This window comes from Klebsiella sp. P1954, from assembly GCF_018199955.1.
In the GTDB taxonomy this organism is placed as follows: Bacteria; Pseudomonadota; Gammaproteobacteria; order Enterobacterales; family Enterobacteriaceae; genus Klebsiella; species Klebsiella pneumoniae.
Genome location: NZ_CP073373.1, coordinates 2,898,026 through 2,916,136, shown reverse-complemented (window position 1 = coordinate 2,916,136; position 18,111 = coordinate 2,898,026). Strand labels below are relative to the sequence as shown.

General features: G+C 58.0%; 19 protein-coding genes. 12 read left to right on the top strand and 7 right to left on the bottom strand.

Going from position 1 to position 18,111, the window contains the following annotated elements:
- The first annotated feature begins 112 nt into the window (after window positions 1-112).
- From yihX to fabY, 4 genes are read left to right on the top strand one after another with little or no spacing between them, the layout of a single operon-like run.
- Window positions 113-712, top strand: a complete 600-nt coding sequence (yihX, locus tag KB890_RS13960; RefSeq protein ID WP_004151865.1) for a glucose-1-phosphatase — start codon at window positions 113-115, stop codon at window positions 710-712.
- On the top strand, window positions 706-1,566 hold the full coding sequence (locus KB890_RS13955) for a virulence factor BrkB family protein (RefSeq protein WP_004146232.1): 861 nt from the start codon (window positions 706-708) through the stop codon (window positions 1,564-1,566). The genes yihX and KB890_RS13955 overlap by 7 nt, the downstream gene beginning before the upstream one ends.
- Window positions 1,563-2,000: a D-aminoacyl-tRNA deacylase gene (gene dtd / locus KB890_RS13950; RefSeq protein WP_002882809.1), complete on the top strand. Its 438-nt coding sequence runs from the start codon at window positions 1,563-1,565 to the stop codon at window positions 1,998-2,000. Before KB890_RS13955 ends, dtd begins: the two co-directional genes overlap by 4 nt.
- A 44-nt stretch (window positions 2,001-2,044) precedes the next feature.
- Complete coding sequence (gene fabY, locus KB890_RS13945; RefSeq protein ID WP_004178031.1) at window positions 2,045-2,986, top strand: fatty acid biosynthesis protein FabY; 942 nt, start codon at window positions 2,045-2,047, stop codon at window positions 2,984-2,986.
- A gap of 13 nt (window positions 2,987-2,999) precedes the next feature.
- Here the strand turns inward: fabY and KB890_RS13940 are convergent, their stop codons facing one another.
- Entirely contained in the window at window positions 3,000-3,917 is a 918-nt protein-coding gene (locus KB890_RS13940) for an alpha/beta hydrolase (protein WP_004181612.1), read from the bottom strand.
- 204 nt (window positions 3,918-4,121) lie between these two features.
- Here KB890_RS13940 and KB890_RS13935 point away from each other — a divergent pair, with 204 nt between their 5' ends.
- Both KB890_RS13935 and KB890_RS13930 read left to right on the top strand, forming a co-directional pair.
- Complete coding sequence (locus KB890_RS13935; protein WP_004150355.1) at window positions 4,122-4,364, top strand: ribbon-helix-helix domain-containing protein; 243 nt, start codon at window positions 4,122-4,124, stop codon at window positions 4,362-4,364.
- Window positions 4,364-4,747, top strand: a complete 384-nt coding sequence (locus KB890_RS13930) for a type II toxin-antitoxin system VapC family toxin (protein WP_002882817.1) — start codon at window positions 4,364-4,366, stop codon at window positions 4,745-4,747. Before KB890_RS13935 ends, KB890_RS13930 begins: the two co-directional genes overlap by 1 nt.
- A gap of 173 nt (window positions 4,748-4,920) precedes the next feature.
- On the opposite strand, the gene fdhE is transcribed toward KB890_RS13930, so the two are convergent.
- From fdhE to fdnG, 4 genes are read right to left on the bottom strand one after another with little or no spacing between them, the layout of a single operon-like run.
- The gene (gene fdhE, locus KB890_RS13925; RefSeq protein ID WP_004150358.1) at window positions 4,921-5,850 is read right to left on the bottom strand and encodes a formate dehydrogenase accessory protein FdhE; all 930 of its coding nucleotides are present in this window, start codon (window positions 5,848-5,850) and stop codon (window positions 4,921-4,923) included.
- A complete protein-coding gene (fdoI, locus tag KB890_RS13920; RefSeq protein ID WP_002882818.1) occupies window positions 5,847-6,482 on the bottom strand; it encodes a formate dehydrogenase cytochrome b556 subunit in 636 nt (211 codons plus the stop codon). Before fdoI ends, fdhE begins: the two co-directional genes overlap by 4 nt.
- The gene (gene fdxH / locus KB890_RS13915) at window positions 6,479-7,381 is read right to left on the bottom strand and encodes a formate dehydrogenase subunit beta (RefSeq protein WP_002882822.1); all 903 of its coding nucleotides are present in this window, start codon (window positions 7,379-7,381) and stop codon (window positions 6,479-6,481) included. Before fdxH ends, fdoI begins: the two co-directional genes overlap by 4 nt.
- Before the next feature lie 12 nt (window positions 7,382-7,393).
- Entirely contained in the window at window positions 7,394-10,444 is a 3,051-nt protein-coding gene (gene fdnG, locus KB890_RS13910) for a formate dehydrogenase-N subunit alpha (protein WP_020946914.1), read from the bottom strand.
- A gap of 156 nt (window positions 10,445-10,600) precedes the next feature.
- On the opposite strand from fdnG, the gene fdhD reads away from it, so the two are divergent.
- A complete protein-coding gene (gene fdhD / locus KB890_RS13905) occupies window positions 10,601-11,437 on the top strand; it encodes a formate dehydrogenase accessory sulfurtransferase FdhD (RefSeq protein WP_020324700.1) in 837 nt (278 codons plus the stop codon).
- 128 nt (window positions 11,438-11,565) lie between these two features.
- Complete coding sequence (locus KB890_RS13900; protein WP_002882830.1) at window positions 11,566-11,778, top strand: YdgH/BhsA/McbA-like domain containing protein; 213 nt, start codon at window positions 11,566-11,568, stop codon at window positions 11,776-11,778.
- A 40-nt stretch (window positions 11,779-11,818) separates the two neighbouring features.
- On the opposite strand, the gene KB890_RS13895 is transcribed toward KB890_RS13900, so the two are convergent.
- The gene (locus tag KB890_RS13895; protein ID WP_004146241.1) at window positions 11,819-12,142 is read right to left on the bottom strand and encodes an AzlD domain-containing protein; all 324 of its coding nucleotides are present in this window, start codon (window positions 12,140-12,142) and stop codon (window positions 11,819-11,821) included.
- Window positions 12,142-12,801, bottom strand: coding sequence for an AzlC family ABC transporter permease (locus tag KB890_RS13890; RefSeq protein ID WP_004195589.1), 660 nt, complete (start codon window positions 12,799-12,801; stop codon window positions 12,142-12,144). The genes KB890_RS13895 and KB890_RS13890 overlap by 1 nt, the downstream gene beginning before the upstream one ends.
- 99 nt (window positions 12,802-12,900) lie before the next feature.
- On the opposite strand from KB890_RS13890, the gene KB890_RS13885 reads away from it, so the two are divergent.
- The 4 genes from KB890_RS13885 (at window position 12,901) to KB890_RS13870 (ending at window position 18,078) form a co-directional block, all read left to right on the top strand.
- Window positions 12,901-13,449 carry a helix-turn-helix domain-containing protein gene (locus tag KB890_RS13885; protein ID WP_002882865.1) on the top strand — a complete coding sequence of 183 codons (549 nt, stop codon included), beginning with the start codon at window positions 12,901-12,903 and terminating at the stop codon, window positions 13,447-13,449.
- Window positions 13,450-13,536: 87 nt separating this feature from the next.
- Window positions 13,537-14,532 carry a substrate-binding domain-containing protein gene (locus KB890_RS13880; protein WP_004181615.1) on the top strand — a complete coding sequence of 332 codons (996 nt, stop codon included), beginning with the start codon at window positions 13,537-13,539 and terminating at the stop codon, window positions 14,530-14,532.
- 115 nt (window positions 14,533-14,647) lie between these two features.
- The gene (locus KB890_RS13875) at window positions 14,648-16,771 is read left to right on the top strand and encodes an alpha-galactosidase (protein WP_004181616.1); all 2,124 of its coding nucleotides are present in this window, start codon (window positions 14,648-14,650) and stop codon (window positions 16,769-16,771) included.
- A gap of 41 nt (window positions 16,772-16,812) precedes the next feature.
- Window positions 16,813-18,078, top strand: a complete 1,266-nt coding sequence (locus tag KB890_RS13870; protein WP_004181617.1) for an MFS transporter — start codon at window positions 16,813-16,815, stop codon at window positions 18,076-18,078.
- Window positions 18,079-18,111 lie beyond the last annotated feature (33 nt).

Genomic DNA, 18,111 nt, shown 5'->3' with positions numbered 1-18,111 from the left:
AACCCCGCCTCTCCGGCGGGGTTTCTTTTTTTCATTCCTGCATCACACGCCAATAGTCAAATCCAGCCTTTCCCGCTAAAGTTAATTTTCCACGGCGCGGAAGGAGACAAAAATGCTCTATATCTTTGATTTAGGTAATGTGATTGTCGACATTGACTTCAACCGGGTATTGGGAGCCTGGAGCGATTTAACCCGCATCCCGCTGGCGACGCTGAAGCAGCATTTCACCATGGGTGAGGCTTTCCATCAGCATGAGCGCGGCGAGCTCAGCGATGAAGACTTTGCCGCCGCCATGTGCCATGAAATGAATATGCCCCTCAGCTATGAACAGTTTGCTCACGGCTGGCAGGCGGTATTTGTCGCGCTGCGCCCGGAGGTGATTACCATCATGCATAAACTTCGTGCCCAGGGGCATCGGGTGGTGGTGCTCTCCAATACCAATCGTCTGCACACCACGTTCTGGCCCGATGAATACCCGGAAGTGCGCGCGGCCGCCGATCGCATTTATCTGTCGCAGGAGATGGGATTGCGTAAGCCTGAAGCGCAAATTTATCTGCGAGTACTGGAAGAAGAGGGGTTTTCCGCCGCAGATACGGTCTTTTTTGATGATAACGTCGATAATATAGCAGGGGCCAACCGGTTGGGGATCACCAGTATCCTGGTGACTGGTAAGGAGACCATCCCTGACTATTTCGCGAAACAGCTATGCTAAAAACCGTTCATCAAAAATTACTCCACCATACCCGGCCGCTGCTGGCGTGGCTAAAGCTGCTGTGGCGGCGCATTGATGAAGACCATATGACCACCCTGGCGGGGAACCTCGCCTATGTGTCATTACTGTCCCTGGTGCCGCTGATTGCCGTCGTGTTCGCGCTGTTTGCGGCCTTTCCTATGTTCTCCGAAGTCAGCGTGCAGATCCGTCATTTTATCTTCGCCAATTTTATTCCGGCGACCGGGGATGTAATCCAGGGATATATCGAGCAGTTCGTGGCCAACTCCAGCCGCATGACCGCCGTAGGCGCCTTTGGCCTGATCGTCACCTCGCTGCTGCTGATGTACTCGATCGACAGCGCGCTAAACACCATCTGGCGTAGCACGCGCAGCCGCCCCAAAGTTTATTCCTTTGCCGTTTACTGGATGATCCTGACCCTCGGCCCGCTGCTGGCGGGCGCCAGCCTGGCGATCAGTTCCTATCTGCTGTCGCTGCGCTGGGCAAGCGACCTGGACGGCGTAATTGATAATCTGCTCCGCCTATTTCCGCTGATCCTCTCCTGGGCAGCGTTCTGGCTGCTCTATAGTATTGTACCGACTACCCAGGTACGTAACCGCGACGCGGTGATCGGGGCGCTGGTGGCGGCGCTGCTGTTTGAGGCAGGTAAAAAGGCGTTTGCCCTCTATATCACCACCTTTCCGTCCTATCAGCTAATTTATGGCGTGATTTCGGTGGTGCCGATTTTGTTCGTCTGGGTGTACTGGACCTGGTGTATCGTCTTGCTTGGCGCTGAAATTACTGTCACTCTCGGTGAATACCGCAAACTTAAAACAGAAGAAACAGAACAACCATGATTGCATTAATTCAACGCGTATCCCGTGCAAGCGTTACCGTGGCGGACGAGGTGACGGGCGAAATTGGCCCGGGGCTTCTGGTGCTGCTGGGCGTCGAGAAAGACGATGATGAACAAAAGGCGAATCGCCTTTGTGAACGCGTGCTGGGCTACCGCATCTTCAGTGATGCGGAAGGGAAAATGAACCTGAATGTCCAGCAGGCGGGCGGCAGCGTGCTGGTGGTTTCGCAATTTACGCTGGCGGCCGATACCGAGCGGGGGATGCGACCGAGCTTCTCGAAAGGCGCTGCCCCTGACCGCGCTGAGGCGCTGTATGAGTATTTCGTCGCCCGCTGTCGCCAGCAGGAAATGCACACCCAGACCGGAAGATTCGCTGCGGATATGCAGGTTTCTTTGGTCAATGATGGTCCCGTGACCTTTTGGTTGCAGGTATGACCCAGCTTCCGGGCAGGCTGCGGGTAACAAAAGAGAGTACGACTATGTATCACCTTCGTGTACCGCAAACAGCAGAAGAGTTAGAGAGCTACTACCAGTTCCGCTGGGAGATGCTGCGTAAGCCGCTGCATCAGCCTAAGGGATCGGAACGTGACGCCTGGGATGCGATGGCGCATCATCAGATGGTAGTGGATGAAGAGGGCAACCTGGTTGCCGTCGGCCGGCTATATATCAATGCGGAGAATGAAGCCTCCATCCGCTTTATGGCTGTGCATCCCTCGGTGCAGGATAAAGGGCTGGGTACGCTGATGGCGATGACCCTGGAGTCCGTCGCGCGTCAGGAAGGGGTTAAGCGGGTTACCTGCAGCGCGCGCGAAGATGCGGTGGAATTTTTCGCCAAGCTCGGATTTGTCAATCAGGGTGAGATCACCACCCCGACCACCACGCCGATCCGTCATTTTCTGATGATCAAACCGGTCGCGTCGCTGGACGATATTTTGCACCGCGGCGACTGGTGCGCACAGCTCCAGCAGGCGTGGTATCAGCATATTCCGCTGAGTGAAAAAATGGGCGTACGTATTCAGCAGTACACCGGGCAGAAATTTATTACCACCATGCCGGAGGCGGGGAACCAGAATCCGCACCATACGCTGTTCGCCGGCAGCCTGTTTTCGCTCGCTACCTTAACCGGATGGGGGCTTATCTGGCTGATGCTGCGCGAGCGGCACCTGGGAGGCACCATTATTCTGGCGGATGCGCATATCCGCTACAGCCAGCCTATTAGCGGCCGCCCCAGCGCCATCGCCGACCTCGGTTCTCTGAGCGGCGATCTCGACCGACTGGCGCGCGGGCGTAAAGCCCGCGTGCAAATGCAGGTGGAGCTTTTTGGCGACGATAAACAGGGCGCCGTTTTCGAGGGGATCTACATCGTGCTGCCGGCGAAGCCCTTTGGCTCGTACGAAGAGGGCGGCAACGAGGAAGAGTAAGCGCCTGCGGCAGTTATCGTCCTGGCGATGCCACACGCCAGGCGATATCCCGCATGGCATCACGCGCGGCGTTGCTGACGCCTCCCAGCTGAAAGAAGCCGTGGATCACCCCCAGATAGCGCTGACAGGAACTCTCCACCCCTTGCTCCGTCAGCCTTCGGTACAGCACTTCGCCCTCATCACGTAAAGGATCGAACTCCGCCGTCAGGATGTGGACCGGTGGCAGACCGTGAAAATCTTCGCGCCACAGCGGACTGGCATCCGGATGGGTAGCGGGTGTGGCCGCTAAATACATTTCGTAGCCGCTAAGCAGCGTGTCCCGGGTAATGATGTAATCCTCGCCGTTGCTGGCGTAGCTTGCCATGCTGGCGGTAGCGTCGAGCATCGGGTAAATCAAGATAAGCTGTGCAGGCTGCCATGTTCCCGCCGCTTTCAGGCGCAGAGCCGTGACCAGGGCGAGATGCCCGCCGGCGCTGTCGCCAGCCAGGGTGATACGTGATGCGTCAACGCCAAGCTGCTCCGCGTGCCGGTGGATAATCATGACACCTTGTTCTGCGTCATCGTGCGCCGCCGGAAAGGTATGCTCCGGCGCCAGGCGGTACTGTACAGCGATCACCCGGCAACCGCTGAACATGGCTAACTGACGGAGTTGGTTATCGTGGGTGGTAAAGCCGCCGCTGACAAAACAGCCGCCGTGGTAGTAGATAAGCGTGGGTAGCAGGCCGTCGGCTGTGGGCGGTGAAACGACGCGGAAGTGCATACCCTCCAGGGTGATATCCTCCACCCGCACTCGCGTTTCCGTCTCCCCGGCGAGTACCGCACTGGCGATATAGCCGGCCCTCCGATCATCAATATGCTGATCGCGTGATGACGGACGACCTGCCGCAATAAATGCCTCAACCAGCGAAGCAATCCCTTTTTCCAGCGCCATATGAAGTTCCTTATACTGTTTTAATATCCAGTGTTATAGCCTGGATTATGGCGAAAAGACAGGCCTGTTGAGGTCGCCTGTGCATTATGGAAAGCGGCTCGCAAAAAAGAGTTTACCTGACAAAATCCTGTTTGTTTCCGATTTCAAAAGCTGTAGATTGCTCATAACTTCATCACTGGTGATATACTTGAGGTATATATGAGCATGATGGCTGAAAGGGATATGGGCAGAATTCTTCTCGATTTATCAGACGATGTCATTCAACGTCTCGATGACCTCAAAGTGCAGCGTAACATTCCGCGAGCGGAACTGTTACGTGAAGCGGTTGAACAATATCTGGAGAAACAAGATCGAGCTAAAGATACCATCTCCAGTGCGCTGGGTCTGTGGCAAGACTGCGAAGAAGACGGCATGGAATATCAACGTCAGCTACGCAAGGAGTGGTAATGACCTCCGGATCTGCGCTTTTTGATACCAATATTCTTATTGATTTATTTAGCGGGCGTCGCGAAGCCAAACAGGCGCTGGAGGCCTGGCCACCGCAGAATGCGATCAGTCTGATTACCTGGATGGAGGTGATGGTTGGCGCTAAAAAATATCACCAGGAGCAGCGCACGCGAATGGCGCTGAGCACCTTTAATATCATTAACATCTCACAGGATATTGCAGAGCGAAGCGTTGCGCTGCGGCAGGAGTATAAGCTTAAGCTGCCGGATGCCATCATTCTGGCGACGGCGCAACTCCATCGTCTGGAACTAATTACGCGGAATACGAAGGATTTTGCCGGTATTCCTGGCGTAGTCACGCCGTACGAAATCCACCCTGAATAATTCGAGTGGCAGGAGGACGGCAAGTGAGCGATAAACTCGTCTGAAACGAATATCTCCAGCCAAAGGTTGGCCTCTGATAACGGTCAGTGACGCGTGTGAATAATCCCTGCGCACGTTCGTGTCACAAGAAGGAAAACGGGCGACAAGAGCCGCCCGAAATCATACTGCAGAACTTACTCCCCTTCGCCGGGGAACATGAACGGGTTAATTGAGCTTCTGGCGAAGCCCTCCTGTTCCATGCGGGCGTCGAGCACCAGGGAGGCCAAATCGTCGGCGACGGCTTCGACTTTCGGATCCTTCTCCTGATACATAATCTTCAGGTAGGTTCCGCAGTCGCCGCAGCTTTCGGCTTTCACCGCCGCCTGCTCGTTGTCCAGCGACCAGTAGTGCAGGTCGCGGCTCTGCTCGCAGTTGCTGCACTTGACGCGTACTACGTGCCACTCAGTTTCGCACAGGTTGCAGTGCAGATAGCGCAGCCCCTGAGTGGTGCCGATTTGCACGATGCTGGAGACCGGCATCGAGCCGCACACCGGGCAGAACTGGCGCTGTTCGCCGTATTCGGCGCGCGCTTTTCCTGGGATCAGACTGGCCATCTGCGCCCAGTAGAGCGACAGCGCAGCCCAGATAAACGGCGCTTTGTCGCTACTGACGGAGGCGAAATCGGAAACAAACAGCGCGCTGGCCATCTGCTCCAGCTCCTGCTCAGAGGCTTTTTCCAGATTCTCAATGACCGCCAGCGCCGGGCCGCTCATCTCCGGCTTCAGCTCGGCAATCAGCGAGTGCAACAGCTTGTGCCAGTGCTTGTCGCGCGGCAGGACGTGGATATCCAGCGGCGGCTTGCCCTGTTCGCTGGCCGCTTTAATGCGGGCGGTGAGATCCATCTGCAGCGGATGGTCGTACAGCACTACTTCCTGGGCATGGGCAATCAGCGCGGCAAAGCGCAGGTAATCGCCTAGCGGGTTATTAGCGGCCAGCTCGCGCAAGCGTTCAGCGCGGCGGTTATACAGATTTTTCAGCCTGGGGAACAGTAACGGCGGAATTGCTTCCGCCGTGCGTTTCTCGCTCGAACCCAGCTCGTCTTGCGGGATTATGCGAATACTCATTCAGATGACTTTTCCTGTTTCTGGCGGACCTCTCGGTACCAGCGCGGGTGATGTTTCTTCGCCCACGTTTTGGTAACCCAGCCTTCCACCATCGCGGTAATGGTGCCTTTCACCCAGAGGGCGGCGTAGATATGCACCATGATAACCACAATTAACGCCACTGCGGCAAATGAATGCAGCATCAGCGCAAATCGGATCACCGGGATTGAGAAAGCCGGCGCAAAATACGGACGCCAGATGATCACACCGCTCACCAGCAGCAGTACCAGGAAGATAATCGCCGCCCAGAATACGCATTTCTGGCCGAAGTTATAGCGCCCGGTATCGCCCACCTCCTCGTTGACGACGATCTTACGAATATTCTTCGCCCAAAAGATATCATCCCGATTGATTAGGTTGTGATGCCAGTAACGGAAAAACATGATGATAAACGACGCGAACATCACCACCCCGACGAACGGGTGGAGAATTCGCGCCAGCTGCGGCGTGCCGAGGATATGCATCAGCCAGTTAAAGGACGGGAAGAAAAAGCCTAACCCGCTCACCGCCGCCAGGACGAAGCAGAAGGCGGTGACCCAGTGGTTGATGCGTTCCGGCGCCGTGTAGCGCACGATGGTGTCACGTCTTTTCATTTGCGCACCTCGTCTTTCTCTTCATGCAGATTGTCCTCTTCCTCTTCCGCGCGGTTCGGACCGACGCCGACGTAGTGGAAGATACTGGCTGCGAAGGTCGCGGCGAAGCCGACGGCCGCCAGCGGTTTCCAGATGCCTTTCCAGAACTTGACGGTCTGGCTGATCTCCGGGTTTTCCGGCAGGCCGTGGTACAGATTCGGCTTGTCGGCATGGTGCAGCACGTACATGACGTGGGTGCCACCGACGCCGGCCGGATCGTACAGGCCCGCATTGTCATAACCGCGGGTTTTCAGCTCAGCCACGCGTTCGCCGGCCAGCGTTTTCATATCCTCTTTGGAGCCAAAGTGGATTGCGCCGGTCGGGCAGGTTTTCACACAGGCTGGTTCCTGGCCGACGGTCACGCGGTCTACGCACAGGGTACATTTGTAGACGCGGTTGTCTTCCGGGTTCAGACGCGGTACATCGAACGGACAGCCGGCGATACAGTAGCCGCAGCCGATGCACTGCTCGGACTGGAAGTCGACAATGCCGTTGGCGTACTGAATGATCGCGCCTTCTGACGGGCAGGCCTTCAGGCAGCCCGGGTCCGCGCAGTGCATGCAGCCATCCTTGCGGATGAGCCATTCCAGCTTGTCGTTTTGTTCCACCTCCGAGAAGCGCATGACCGTCCATGACTTGGCGGTCAGGTCCGCCGGGTTGTCATACACCCCGACATTGTGACCGACTTCATCACGAATATCGTTCCATTCGGAGCAGGCCACCTGACAGGCTTTGCAGCCGATACAGGTGGTGACGTCGATAAGCTTCGCCACCTCCTGCTGGTGGTCCCGCGCCTGAGGCGCGGGGGTGAAACCGTTAGTCGCGGAACGACGAATAATATCTTGCGATTGGTAAGCCATAAGTCGTCTCCGTTACACCTTTTCCACGTTCACAAGGAAAGCTTTGAACTCCGGCGTCTGCGTATTCGCATCACCGACGAACGGCGTCAGGGTATTGGCAATAAAGCCTTTTTTCGCCACGCCCTCATAGCCCCAGTGAATAGGAATGCCGATGGTATCGATATCCTTACCGTCAACTTTCAGCGTGCGAATACGTTTGGTCACCACCGCCTTGGCTTTGATATAGCCGCGGTTGGAGGAAACTTTCACGGTATCGCCGTGGCCGATGCCGAGCTTATTCGCCAGTTTTTCCCCGATCTCCACGAACTGTTCCGGCTGGGCGATGGCGTTAAGTAGCGCATGCTTGGTCCAGTAGTGGAAGTGCTCGGTTAGACGGTAAGTGGTGCCGACGTACGGGAACTTCTCGGCCTTACCCATCTGCTCGAGATCGCTTTTGAAGACGCGAGCGGCCGGGTTAGAGACCACGTTCGGGTGCAGCGGGTTGGTTCCGAGCGGCGTTTCAAACGGCTCGTAGTGTTCCGGGAACGGTCCTTCCGCCATCTTGTCGATAGCGAACAGACGGCCCATCCCTTCCGGCTGCATGATAAACGGACCGACGTCGCTGCCAGGCGCTGCGGCGCTGTAGTCCGGAATATCCACGCCGCCCCATTTGGCGCCGTCCCATTTCAGCAACTGACGCTTCGGATCCCACGGTTTACCCTGCGGGTCCGCGGAGGCGCGGTTATACAGGATGCGGCGGTTGAGCGGCCAGGCCCAGGCCCAGCCCAGGGTATTGCCGAGACCGGATGGATCGGCGTTATCGCGGCGCGCCATCTGGTTACCTTCCGGCGTCCAGCTCCCGGCGAAGATCCAGCAGCCGCTGGAGGTGGTGCCATCATCTCGCAGCTGCGCAAAGGAGCTCAGCTGTTGGCCTTTCTTGACGATCACCGCGCCGGTTGCCGGGTCGGTGATATCCGCCAGCGCTTTACCGTTGCTTTCCATCGCCACTTCTTCCGATGCCGGCTCGTGTGGCGTGGAGTAGTTCCACGTCATGTTGAGCACCGGCTCCGGCGCCGGGCCACCCTCTTCGGCATACATCTTACGCAGGCGAGTGAAGATACCGGCGAGAATTTCACCATCGGTGACGGCGATCCCCGGGGCGTCCGCGCCTTTCCAGTGCCACTGCAGCCAGCGGCCGGAGTTGACGATAGACCCATTCTCTTCGGCGAAGCAGGTGGAGGGCAGACGGAACACTTCGGTCTGGATTTTCGCCGGATCGACATCGTTCGACTCACCATGGTTTTGCCAGAAGGTGGACGTTTCGGTATTGAGCGGGTCGATAGTCACGAGGAACTTCAGCTTCGACAGGGAAGCGACGACCTTGTTTTTATTCGGGAACGAGGCGACCGGGTTAAAGCCCTGGCAAATATAGCCATTCACTTTGCCCTGATTCATCATCTCGAAGTACTGCAGAACGTCGTAGCTCTTATCCCACTTCGGCAGCCAGTCATAGCCCCAGCTGTTTTCCGCGGTGGCTTTGTCGCCGAAGAAGGCTTTCATCATGGAGACGAAGAACTTCGGATAGTTGCCCCAGTAGTTGACCTGGTCTTTCAGCAGCGGCTTCGGCGTGTTAGCCGTCAGGTAGGTCTGCAGGTCGGCCTGTTTTTCGTTCGGCAGCGACATGTAGCCTGGCAGGCTGGTGGAGAGCAGACCGAGGTCGGTCAGACCCTGGATATTGGAGTGGCCGCGCAGGGCGTTGACGCCGCCGCCCGCCATCCCCATGTTGCCGAGCAGCAGCTGGATCATCGCCATGGTGCGGATATTCTGCGCACCGATGGAGTGCTGGGTCCAGCCGAGAGCGTACAGGAACGATGCGGTCTTATCCGGCGCGCTGGTTTCAGCAATGTATTCACAGACTTTGAGGAAGTCGGCCTTCGGCGTACCGCAGATGTTTTCGACCACATCCGGGGTATAACGGGAAACATGCTGCTTCAGCAGGTTCCAGACGCAGCGCGGATGTTGCAGCGTAGTATCGCGTTTGGCGAAGCCGTTTTCGTCCAGCTCATAGTTCCAGCTGGTTTTGTCGTACTGACGTTTTTCTGCGTTATAGCCGCTGAACAGCCCGTCGTCGAAGCTATAGTCCTCACGCACGATCAGGCTGGCGTTGGTGTAGGCTTCGGTGTATTCGCGGTTGAATTTTTCGTTATTCAGCAGATACAGGATCACGCCCGACAGGAAGGTAATGTCGGTACCGGAACGAATCGGGGTATAGAAATCAGCCACCGACGCCGTACGCGTAAAGCGCGGATCGATAACGATGAGCTTGGCGCCGTTATGAATTTTGGCTTCCATCGCCCAGCGGAACCCCACCGGATGCGCTTCTGCGGCGTTACCGCCCATCACTACGACCAGGTTGGCGTTTTTAATATCCACCCAGTGGTTGGTCATCGCACCGCGACCAAATGTTGGAGCAAGACTTGCTACCGTTGGTCCGTGTCAGACACGCGCCTGGTTATCCACCGCCAGCATCCCGAGGGCGCGGGTGAATTTTTGCGTTAAATAGCCGGTTTCGTTACTGGAGGCGGAGGCGCACAGCATCCCGGTAGTCAACCAGCGGTTGACGGTGGTGCCGGCGTCGTTTTGCGCGATAAAGTTGGCGTCGCGGTCCTCTTTCATCAGCTTGGCGATGCGATCGAACGCTTCGTCCCAACTGATTTGCTGCCATTTATCGGAGCCTGGCGCGCGATATTCCGGGAATTTCAGGCGGCTTTCAGAATGGATAAAGTCCACCAGACCAGCCCCTTTCGGACAGAGCGCACCACGGTTGACCGGATGATCCGGATCGCCTTCGATATGGAAAATGGATGCTTTGGCGTTTTTCGCGCCGTCGCCGAGGCTATACATCAACAGCCCACAGCCGACAGAACAGTATGTGCAGGTGTTACGGGTTTCGCGCGTGCGCAGCAATTTGTACTGCCGTGTCTCCGCGAGCGCAGTTGCCGGGGCAAAGCCCAGCGCTGCTGCCGTGGTTCCCGCCATACCGCCAGCGCAGATCTTAAAGAACTGCCTTCTGCTGACCTGCATGGTTCGCTCCTTGTTTCGACATTGTCACATGTAGTTATTTGCTTTGCGGTGAAGGCCGCAAAGGTTCAGAATTAGGGCAAATTTCCCTCATTCCTGAAGGGATAAAAACAGAATACCACATTGTGTGTATGCCTGTTCCAATACGGTTAAAGCAAAGTGAACAAGAAGCCTCTCGAACAAATCAAAAATGTGATGAATGTCACAGGATATCGCCAGGTCTCCCTCTGGAAACGCGAGGATCTGCAACACCCTCAGCCAGATGAGTTAGCGGAAGAGGTGCCCGTCGCGCTGGTCTACAACGGTATCTCCCACGTGGTGATGATGGCCTCCCCGAAAGATATCGAGCAATTCGCCGTCGGCTTCTCCTTATCCGAAGGGATTATCGAGCACCGGCGGGAGATTTTCGGCATGGACGTGGTAGCGGTGTGCAACGGCCTTGAGGTGCAGATTGAGCTCTCCAGCCGGCGTTTTATGGGCCTCAAAGCCCGGCGTCGCGCGCTGGCCGGGCGCACCGGCTGCGGCGTATGCGGCGTCGAGCAGCTCAATGATATTGGTAAGCCGGTCCAGCCGCTGCCGTTCACTCAGTCGTTCGATTTAGCCAATCTCGATCAGGCCCTGGCGCATCTTAACGACTTTCAACCGGTTGGCCGGCTCACCGGCTGTACTCACGCGGCCGCGTGGGTCCGGTTGACGGGCGAACTGGCGGGGGGGTTTGAAGACGTTGGCCGGCATGTCGCCCTGGATAAATTGCTGGGCCGGCGGGCGGAAGTCGGCGAGGGGTGGCAGCATGGCGCCGCGCTGGTCTCCAGCCGCGCCAGCTATGAAATGGTGCAGAAGACGGCGATGTGCGGCGTCGAGATCCTGTTCGCGGTCTCGGCGGCCACCACCTTAGCAGTGGAAGTTGCCGAGCGCTGCAATCTGACGCTGGTGGGCTTTTGCAAGCCGGGCAGGGCGACAGTTTACACCCATCCGCAGCGTTTAATTGCGGGTTAAATATTGGTCAATAAATTTGAACAATGACAGCAAATCCTTCCGCTTTTTGTTTAGCGATGTGCGGGATACTATTTAACACATCAAGGCACAGCGCCTTATCTAAACAACTAAATGAAAGGGTTTATATCATGAAAAGCATCAAAACTTTTGTCGCAGTAATCGCTATGGCCGCCTCTTTCGCTTCCTTCGCTGCTGAAACCGTGACCGCAACCGCCTCCACAATGGACGGCGCGGAAGCGAAAATCGCCGCACAGGCGCAGGCTGCCGGCGCTTCGTCTTACAAAATCACCGAAGCGTTTACCGGCAACCGCGTGCATATGACTGCCGAACTGAACAAATAAGCGTATAGCAACTGTCGAAAGAGCGCCTCAGGGCGCTTTTTTAGTTTATACCCGCCAGGCGCAGCAGCGCGGTCACCACGGCGGCGGCGATAATCACGCCGATCAGCGGGACCTTGCGCCAGGCGAGGAACACAGCGAAAGCAACGCCCAGAACGCGCGCCATACCGGCGAAATGTGCGCCCTCATAGAAAGTGGTGGCAAGGGCGACGGAAAAAAGCAGCACCGTCGCCGCATCGGAAAGCAGCGCCTGCGAGCGCTCGGAAAATGCCAGCCGATTGCCGAGCTTCGCGCCGCCGAGGCGCATCAGATAGGTTCCCAGCGACAGGATGGCGATACCGGCGATAAACAGCGTCATATTGCCCATTATTTTTTCCTCGACAGTAAACCGAACAGCGAAAGCAGCACCGGCAGCCCGGTGGGCACAAACGGTACGGCGGCAAGCGCCAGCGCGGCGCCGCTGGCGGCGCGGATCAGCGTAGTGCGGTTTTTAAAGGCTGGGATCACCAGCGCCAGCAGGATCGCCGGGAAGACCGCATCAAGCCCGATGGTTTCCGGCGCTGGCAGCAGTTTGCCGACGGCCGCGCCGGTTAGCGTACCGAGGGGCCAGATCAGCGCGACGCCAGCGCCGCACAGCCAGTAGGCCGCTTTGCGCTGCGCGGGGGTGGGCTGCGACAAGCCAAAGACCACGCTCTCGTCGTTCATAATGTGGCACCCGATAAAGCTTAAGGCGCGCCGACCAACCAGTTCGCGTACGGTCACCCCGAACGGGATATGACGCGCATTGACTAACAGGCCGGCGGCGGCGGCGGCCAGCGGACTACCGCCGCTGGCGACAATGCCGATAAACATGAATTCAGAAGCGCCTGCCAGCACGGACACCGAAAGCAAGAGCGGCACCCATAAAGGGAAGCCGTAAGCCACCGCCAGCGACCCATAGGACATGCCCACCACCCCGACGGCAAGGCAGACCAAAACAATCGCTTTTATCGTGTCTCCGCTGAGACTGGAGAGAGTTTGTTTCATATCACTTAGCCATATCGAACGAATTTCCATTATAATGAACATATAATGATCGTTTTTCAAGGCGAACGAATTGTTCGATATAAAAAACAAGGGGCGTGTATGACACAGCCAATCAGCGTTATCGCCAAAAGTCTGGTGCGGGAGCGGGCGCGGACCGGGCTTTCGCTGGCGGAAGTCGCGCGTCGGGCGGGTATCGCAAAATCCACGCTATCGCAACTGGAGTCCGGCAACGGCAACCCGAGTCTGGAAACGCTGTGGTCGCTCTGCGTAGCGCTGGATATTCCATTTGCCAGGCTGCTTGAGCCGCAGGTGAACAAAACGCAGGTGATCCGCCGCGGCGAGGGGACCAAAGTGGTGGCAGAGCAGGCGAACTATCAGGCCATTTTGCTGGCCGCCTGTCCGCCCGGCGCGCGTCGGGACATCTATTTGCTGCTCACCCAGCCCGGCGCCGACCGCATTTCGCATCCGCATCCGCCAGGCTCGGTGGAACATATTATCGTCACCCAGGGGCGGGCGCGAGTAGGGCTGACGTCGGCGCCGGAAGAGCTCGGCGAGGGCGACTATATCTGCTACCCGGCGGATCAGGAGCATGTTTTTCAGGCGCTGGAGCCGGATACTCAGGCCCTGCTGATCGCTGAGCAAAACTGACATCGCGTCGGCGGGGGACGCGAGCTCGCTGGACGTCATAGCCATATTGCGGGAAACTAGCTTTCCTATGCGAAAACAGGGATTTTTATGTCGCTGAAAGCCATTGCCAAACAACTTGGGATCTCCGTCACGACCGTCAGCCGGGCGTTGAACGGCTACGACGATGTGTCGCAGGAGACCCGCGCCCGGGTTGAGGCTGAAGCGCAGCGCCGGGGCTATCGCCCCAACACTTTCGCCCGCCGCCTGAAAATGGGCACCATCGATGCCGTTGGTCTCGTCTTCCCTGTCCGCCCCGCGCCGCTCAACAATAACGTTTTTCTCGAGATGGTCGGGGAGATCAGCCATGAGCTGGCGCGCCATGACATTGATTTGTTGCTGATCGCCGATGATGAGCAGGCGGATAAACATGGCTATATGCGCATGGTGCAGGGCCGTCGCGTCGATGCATTAATCGTGGCCCATACTCTGGATGACGATCCGCGGCTGGCGCAGCTGCAGGCCTCCGGCTTTCCGTTTCTGGCGCTCGGCCGTAGCCGCCTGGCGCAGCCCTACGCCTGGTTTGATTTCGATAACTATGCCGGCACCTGCCGCGCCACCCGCCATCTGATTCAACAGGGCCACCAGCGTATCGCTCTGCTGGGCGAGAACAACAATCAGGCGTTTATTTTGCAACGGCGTAACGGCTACCTCGATGCCCTGCGCGAGGCGGGGTTATCCGATGCATGGCTGCGTAGCGTGCCGGCGACGCGCCGCGCCGGCTATCAGGCCACGCTGGAGCTGCTGCGTCTGCCTGAGCCGCCTACCGCGATTATCACCGACTGCAACACCCATGGCGATGGCGCCGCGATGGCGCTCGCTCACCTGGGGCGTTTAACCGGCGACAACCGCGTCGCCCTGGTGGTGTACGACGGGCTGCCGCAGGACAGCATCATTGAGACCGATGTCGCCGCGGTGATCCAGTCCACGCGCCAGGGCGTGGGACGGCAGATTGCCGATATGGTGCGTCGCTTAATCGCCGGGGAGGATCTCGCCACGCTGCAGGTGCTATGGCAGCCGGAATTTTTCCCGGGTGAAACCGCCTGATCTGACCCCTTTTTAACCCGTAATTCTGAAGCCGATCACGGATCCGAAACGTTTTGGTTGGCATCCGAAACGTTTCGGATCAACAGTAAGACATTCCTTGTGATGGAGATGTCTGATGTCTGATTCGCTGATTCACCTGCAAAGTGCCGGTGCCGATATTGTGATTAAAACCCGCCCTTTCGCCGAAATTGTCTACTGGGGACCGCATTTAAGCCACTTTTCGCCGCAGGATGCCGACAGCCTGACGCGCCCGGTCGCCAACGGCAGACTGGATGTCGATTCGCCAGTGACCTTAATGGCGGAGCTGGGCCATGGTCTGTTTGGCGCGCCGGGCATTGAAGGCCATCGTCAGGGGCTGGATGCCTCTCCGCTGTTCACCACCAGCGAAGTGCGGCACGAGGGCCAGACGCTGACCCTGGTCAGCGAAGATCCGCAGGCCGGCCTGCGCCTGCAGAGCGAGATCGCGTTGGATGCCAGCGGCGTGCTGAGCGTGCGCCATGGCGTGACCAATCTGCGCGCCAGCCCATGGCAGGTGGATCGCCTGGCGGTCACGCTGCCGGTCGCCGAACGCGCTCGCGAGGTGATGGCTTTCCATGGCCGCTGGATCCGCGAGTTTCAGCCTCATCGCCTGACGCTGGAGCACGACAGCTTTGTGCTGGAGAACCGCCGCGGGCGCACCTCTCACGAACATTTCCCGGCCCTGATCACCGGCAGCCGCGCCTTTAGCGAGATGCAGGGTGAAGTTTGGGGCGTGCATCTGGCCTGGAGCGGTAACCATCGCCTGCGGGCGGAGGTGAAAACCGATGGCCGTCGCTATCTGCAGGCCGAGGCGCTCTATCTGCCGGGCGAAATGGCGCTGGCGGAAGGGGAAACCTTGTGGACGCCGTACCTGTATGCCAGCTACTCGGCGAATGGGCTGAACGGCATGAGCCAGCAGTTCCATCGTTATCTGCGCGAACGGATTATTCGTTTCCCGGGCAACAAACCGCGCCCGGTGCATCTCAACACCTGGGAGGGGATCTATTTCGACCACGACCCGGACTACATCATGCGTATGGCCGACGAAGCGGCGGCCCTGGGCGTCGAGCGCTTTATTATCGATGACGGCTGGTTTAAAGGGCGCAACGACGACTGGGCGGCGCTTGGCGACTGGTATCTCGATGAGAAAAAATACCCCTACGGCCTGACGCCGGTTATCGATCACGTGAAGTCTCTGGGTATGGAATTCGGTATCTGGGTGGAGCCGGAAATGATTAACCCGGATTCCGATCTGTACCGGGCGCACCCGGACTGGGTGCTGGCGCTGCCGGGCTATACCCCGCTGACCGGCCGCCATCAGTTTGTCCTGAACCTCAACATTCCCGAAGCGTTTGATTATCTGCTGGAGCGGATGAGCTGGCTGCTGGGCGAGCATGCGGTGGACTACGTGAAGTGGGATATGAACCGCGAGCTGGTGCAGCCTGGGCATCAGGGACGCGCCGCTGCGGACGCGCAAACGCGCCAGTTTTACCGCCTGCTGGATACGCTGGTGGCCCGTTTCCCGCACATTGAATTTGAATCCTGCTCCTCCGGCGGCGGACGGATCGATTATGAAGTCCTCAAACGCAGCCATCGCTTCTGGGCTTCTGACAACAATGACGCCCTTGAGCGCAACACCATCCAGCGCGGCATGAGCTACTTCTTTCCACCCGAGGTAATGGGCGCGCATATTGGCAATCGCCACTGTCATGCCACCTTCCGCCAGCATAGTATCGCCTTCCGCGGCCTGACGGCGCTGTTCGGTCATATGGGCCTTGAGCTGGATCCGGTGAGCGCCGATGAAGAAGAGCGCGCCGGATACCGAAAATATGCGGCCCTGCATAAACAGTGGCGCGACGTGATCCATCACGGCGTGCAGTGGCGAATAGATATGCCGGATGCTACCACTCTTGCCCATGGCGTCGTCAGCCCGGATAAAGCGCAGGCGATTTTCCTCGTTAGCCAGCTGGCGATGCCGGACTACACCCTGATGGCGCCGCTGCGCCTGGCGGGCCTGGAGGCGAGCGCCCGCTATCAGGTGACGCTCCTCGATCATCCGAACATTCAGATCACCGGCGAGGGCGGCCACACCATGCGGAAGCTGCCGGCATGGATGACGACGCTGCAGACGGTGAGCGGTGAGTGGCTGCAGCAGGCGGGGCTGGCGCTGCCCATCCTCGACCCGGAAAGCGCCATTCTGATTGGTCTGCAACGCGTGTGATGGTATCGGGCCGCGCTGCGGCCCTTCTTGAGGAAAATATAATGAACCCGACCGTCTGTACCCACAAAAACAACCCCAACTTCTGGATTTTCGGGCTGTTCTTCTTTCTCTACTTCTTCATCATGGCCACCTGCTTTCCGTTTCTGCCGATCTGGCTGTCGGACGTCATCGGCCTGAATAAAACCGAAACCGGCCTCGTTTTCTCCAGCCTGTCGCTGTTCGCCATCTGTTTCCAGCCGATCCTCGGAGTGATCTCTGACAAGCTGGGGCTGAAAAAACACCTGATGTGGATCGTGACCGTTCTGCTGGTGCTGATTGCTCCCTTCTTCCTTTATGTTTTCGCTCCGCTGCTGAAAACCAATATCTGGCTCGGAGCGCTGAGCGGCGGCGCCTATATCGGCTTTGTATTCTCCGCAGGCGCCGGCGCGATGGAGGCCTATATCGAACGGGTAAGCCGCAACAGCGGGTTTGAATACGGCAAGGCGCGCACCTTTGGCTGCCTGGGATGGGCGCTGTGCGCGACTACCGCCGGAATGCTGTTCAGCATTAATCCCGAATGGGTGTTCTGGATGGGGTCGGCCGCCGCGCTGCTGCTGGTGGTGCTGGTGGCCATCGCCAAACCGCAGGCCAGTCAGTCCGCGCAGGTAATGGACTCGCTCGGCGCCAATCGCCCGGCGATCGATTTAAAAACGGCGGTGCGCATGTTCCGCCAGCGTAAGATGTGGATGTTTATTCTGTATGTTATCGGCGTGGCCTGCGTGTATGACGTTTTCGATCAGCAGTTCGCCACCTTCTTCAAATCGTTCTTCGCGACCCCGGAAGCGGGCACCCGCGCCTTTGGTTTCGCCACCACCGCGGGAGAAATATGTAACGCCATCATTATGTTCAGCTCGCCGTGGATTATTAACCGTATCGGAGCGAAGAATACCCTGCTGATCGCCGGGATGGTGATGGCGGCAAGAATGATTGGCTCTTCCTTCGCCACCACCGCCGCGGAAGTCGTAGCGTTGAAAATGCTCCATGCGCTGGAGGTGCCGTTCCTGCTGGTGGGCGCCTTTAAATACATCACCGGCGTGTTTGACGTCCGGCTGTCGGCGACCATTTATCTGGTGGGCTTCCAGTTCGCCAAGCAGGTGGCGGCGATCTTCCTCTCCGCTTTCGCCGGCAATATGTACGATCGGATCGGCTTTCAGGATACCTATATGATCCTCGGCGGTATTGCCCTGACCGTCACCTTAATCTCCGCGTTTACGTTAGCGGGTAAGACGAAAACCGAGCCGCTGCGCGATAATGCAATGACCGTTTAATCGACCGGCCTCCCGTCTGGAGGGAGGCCAGTT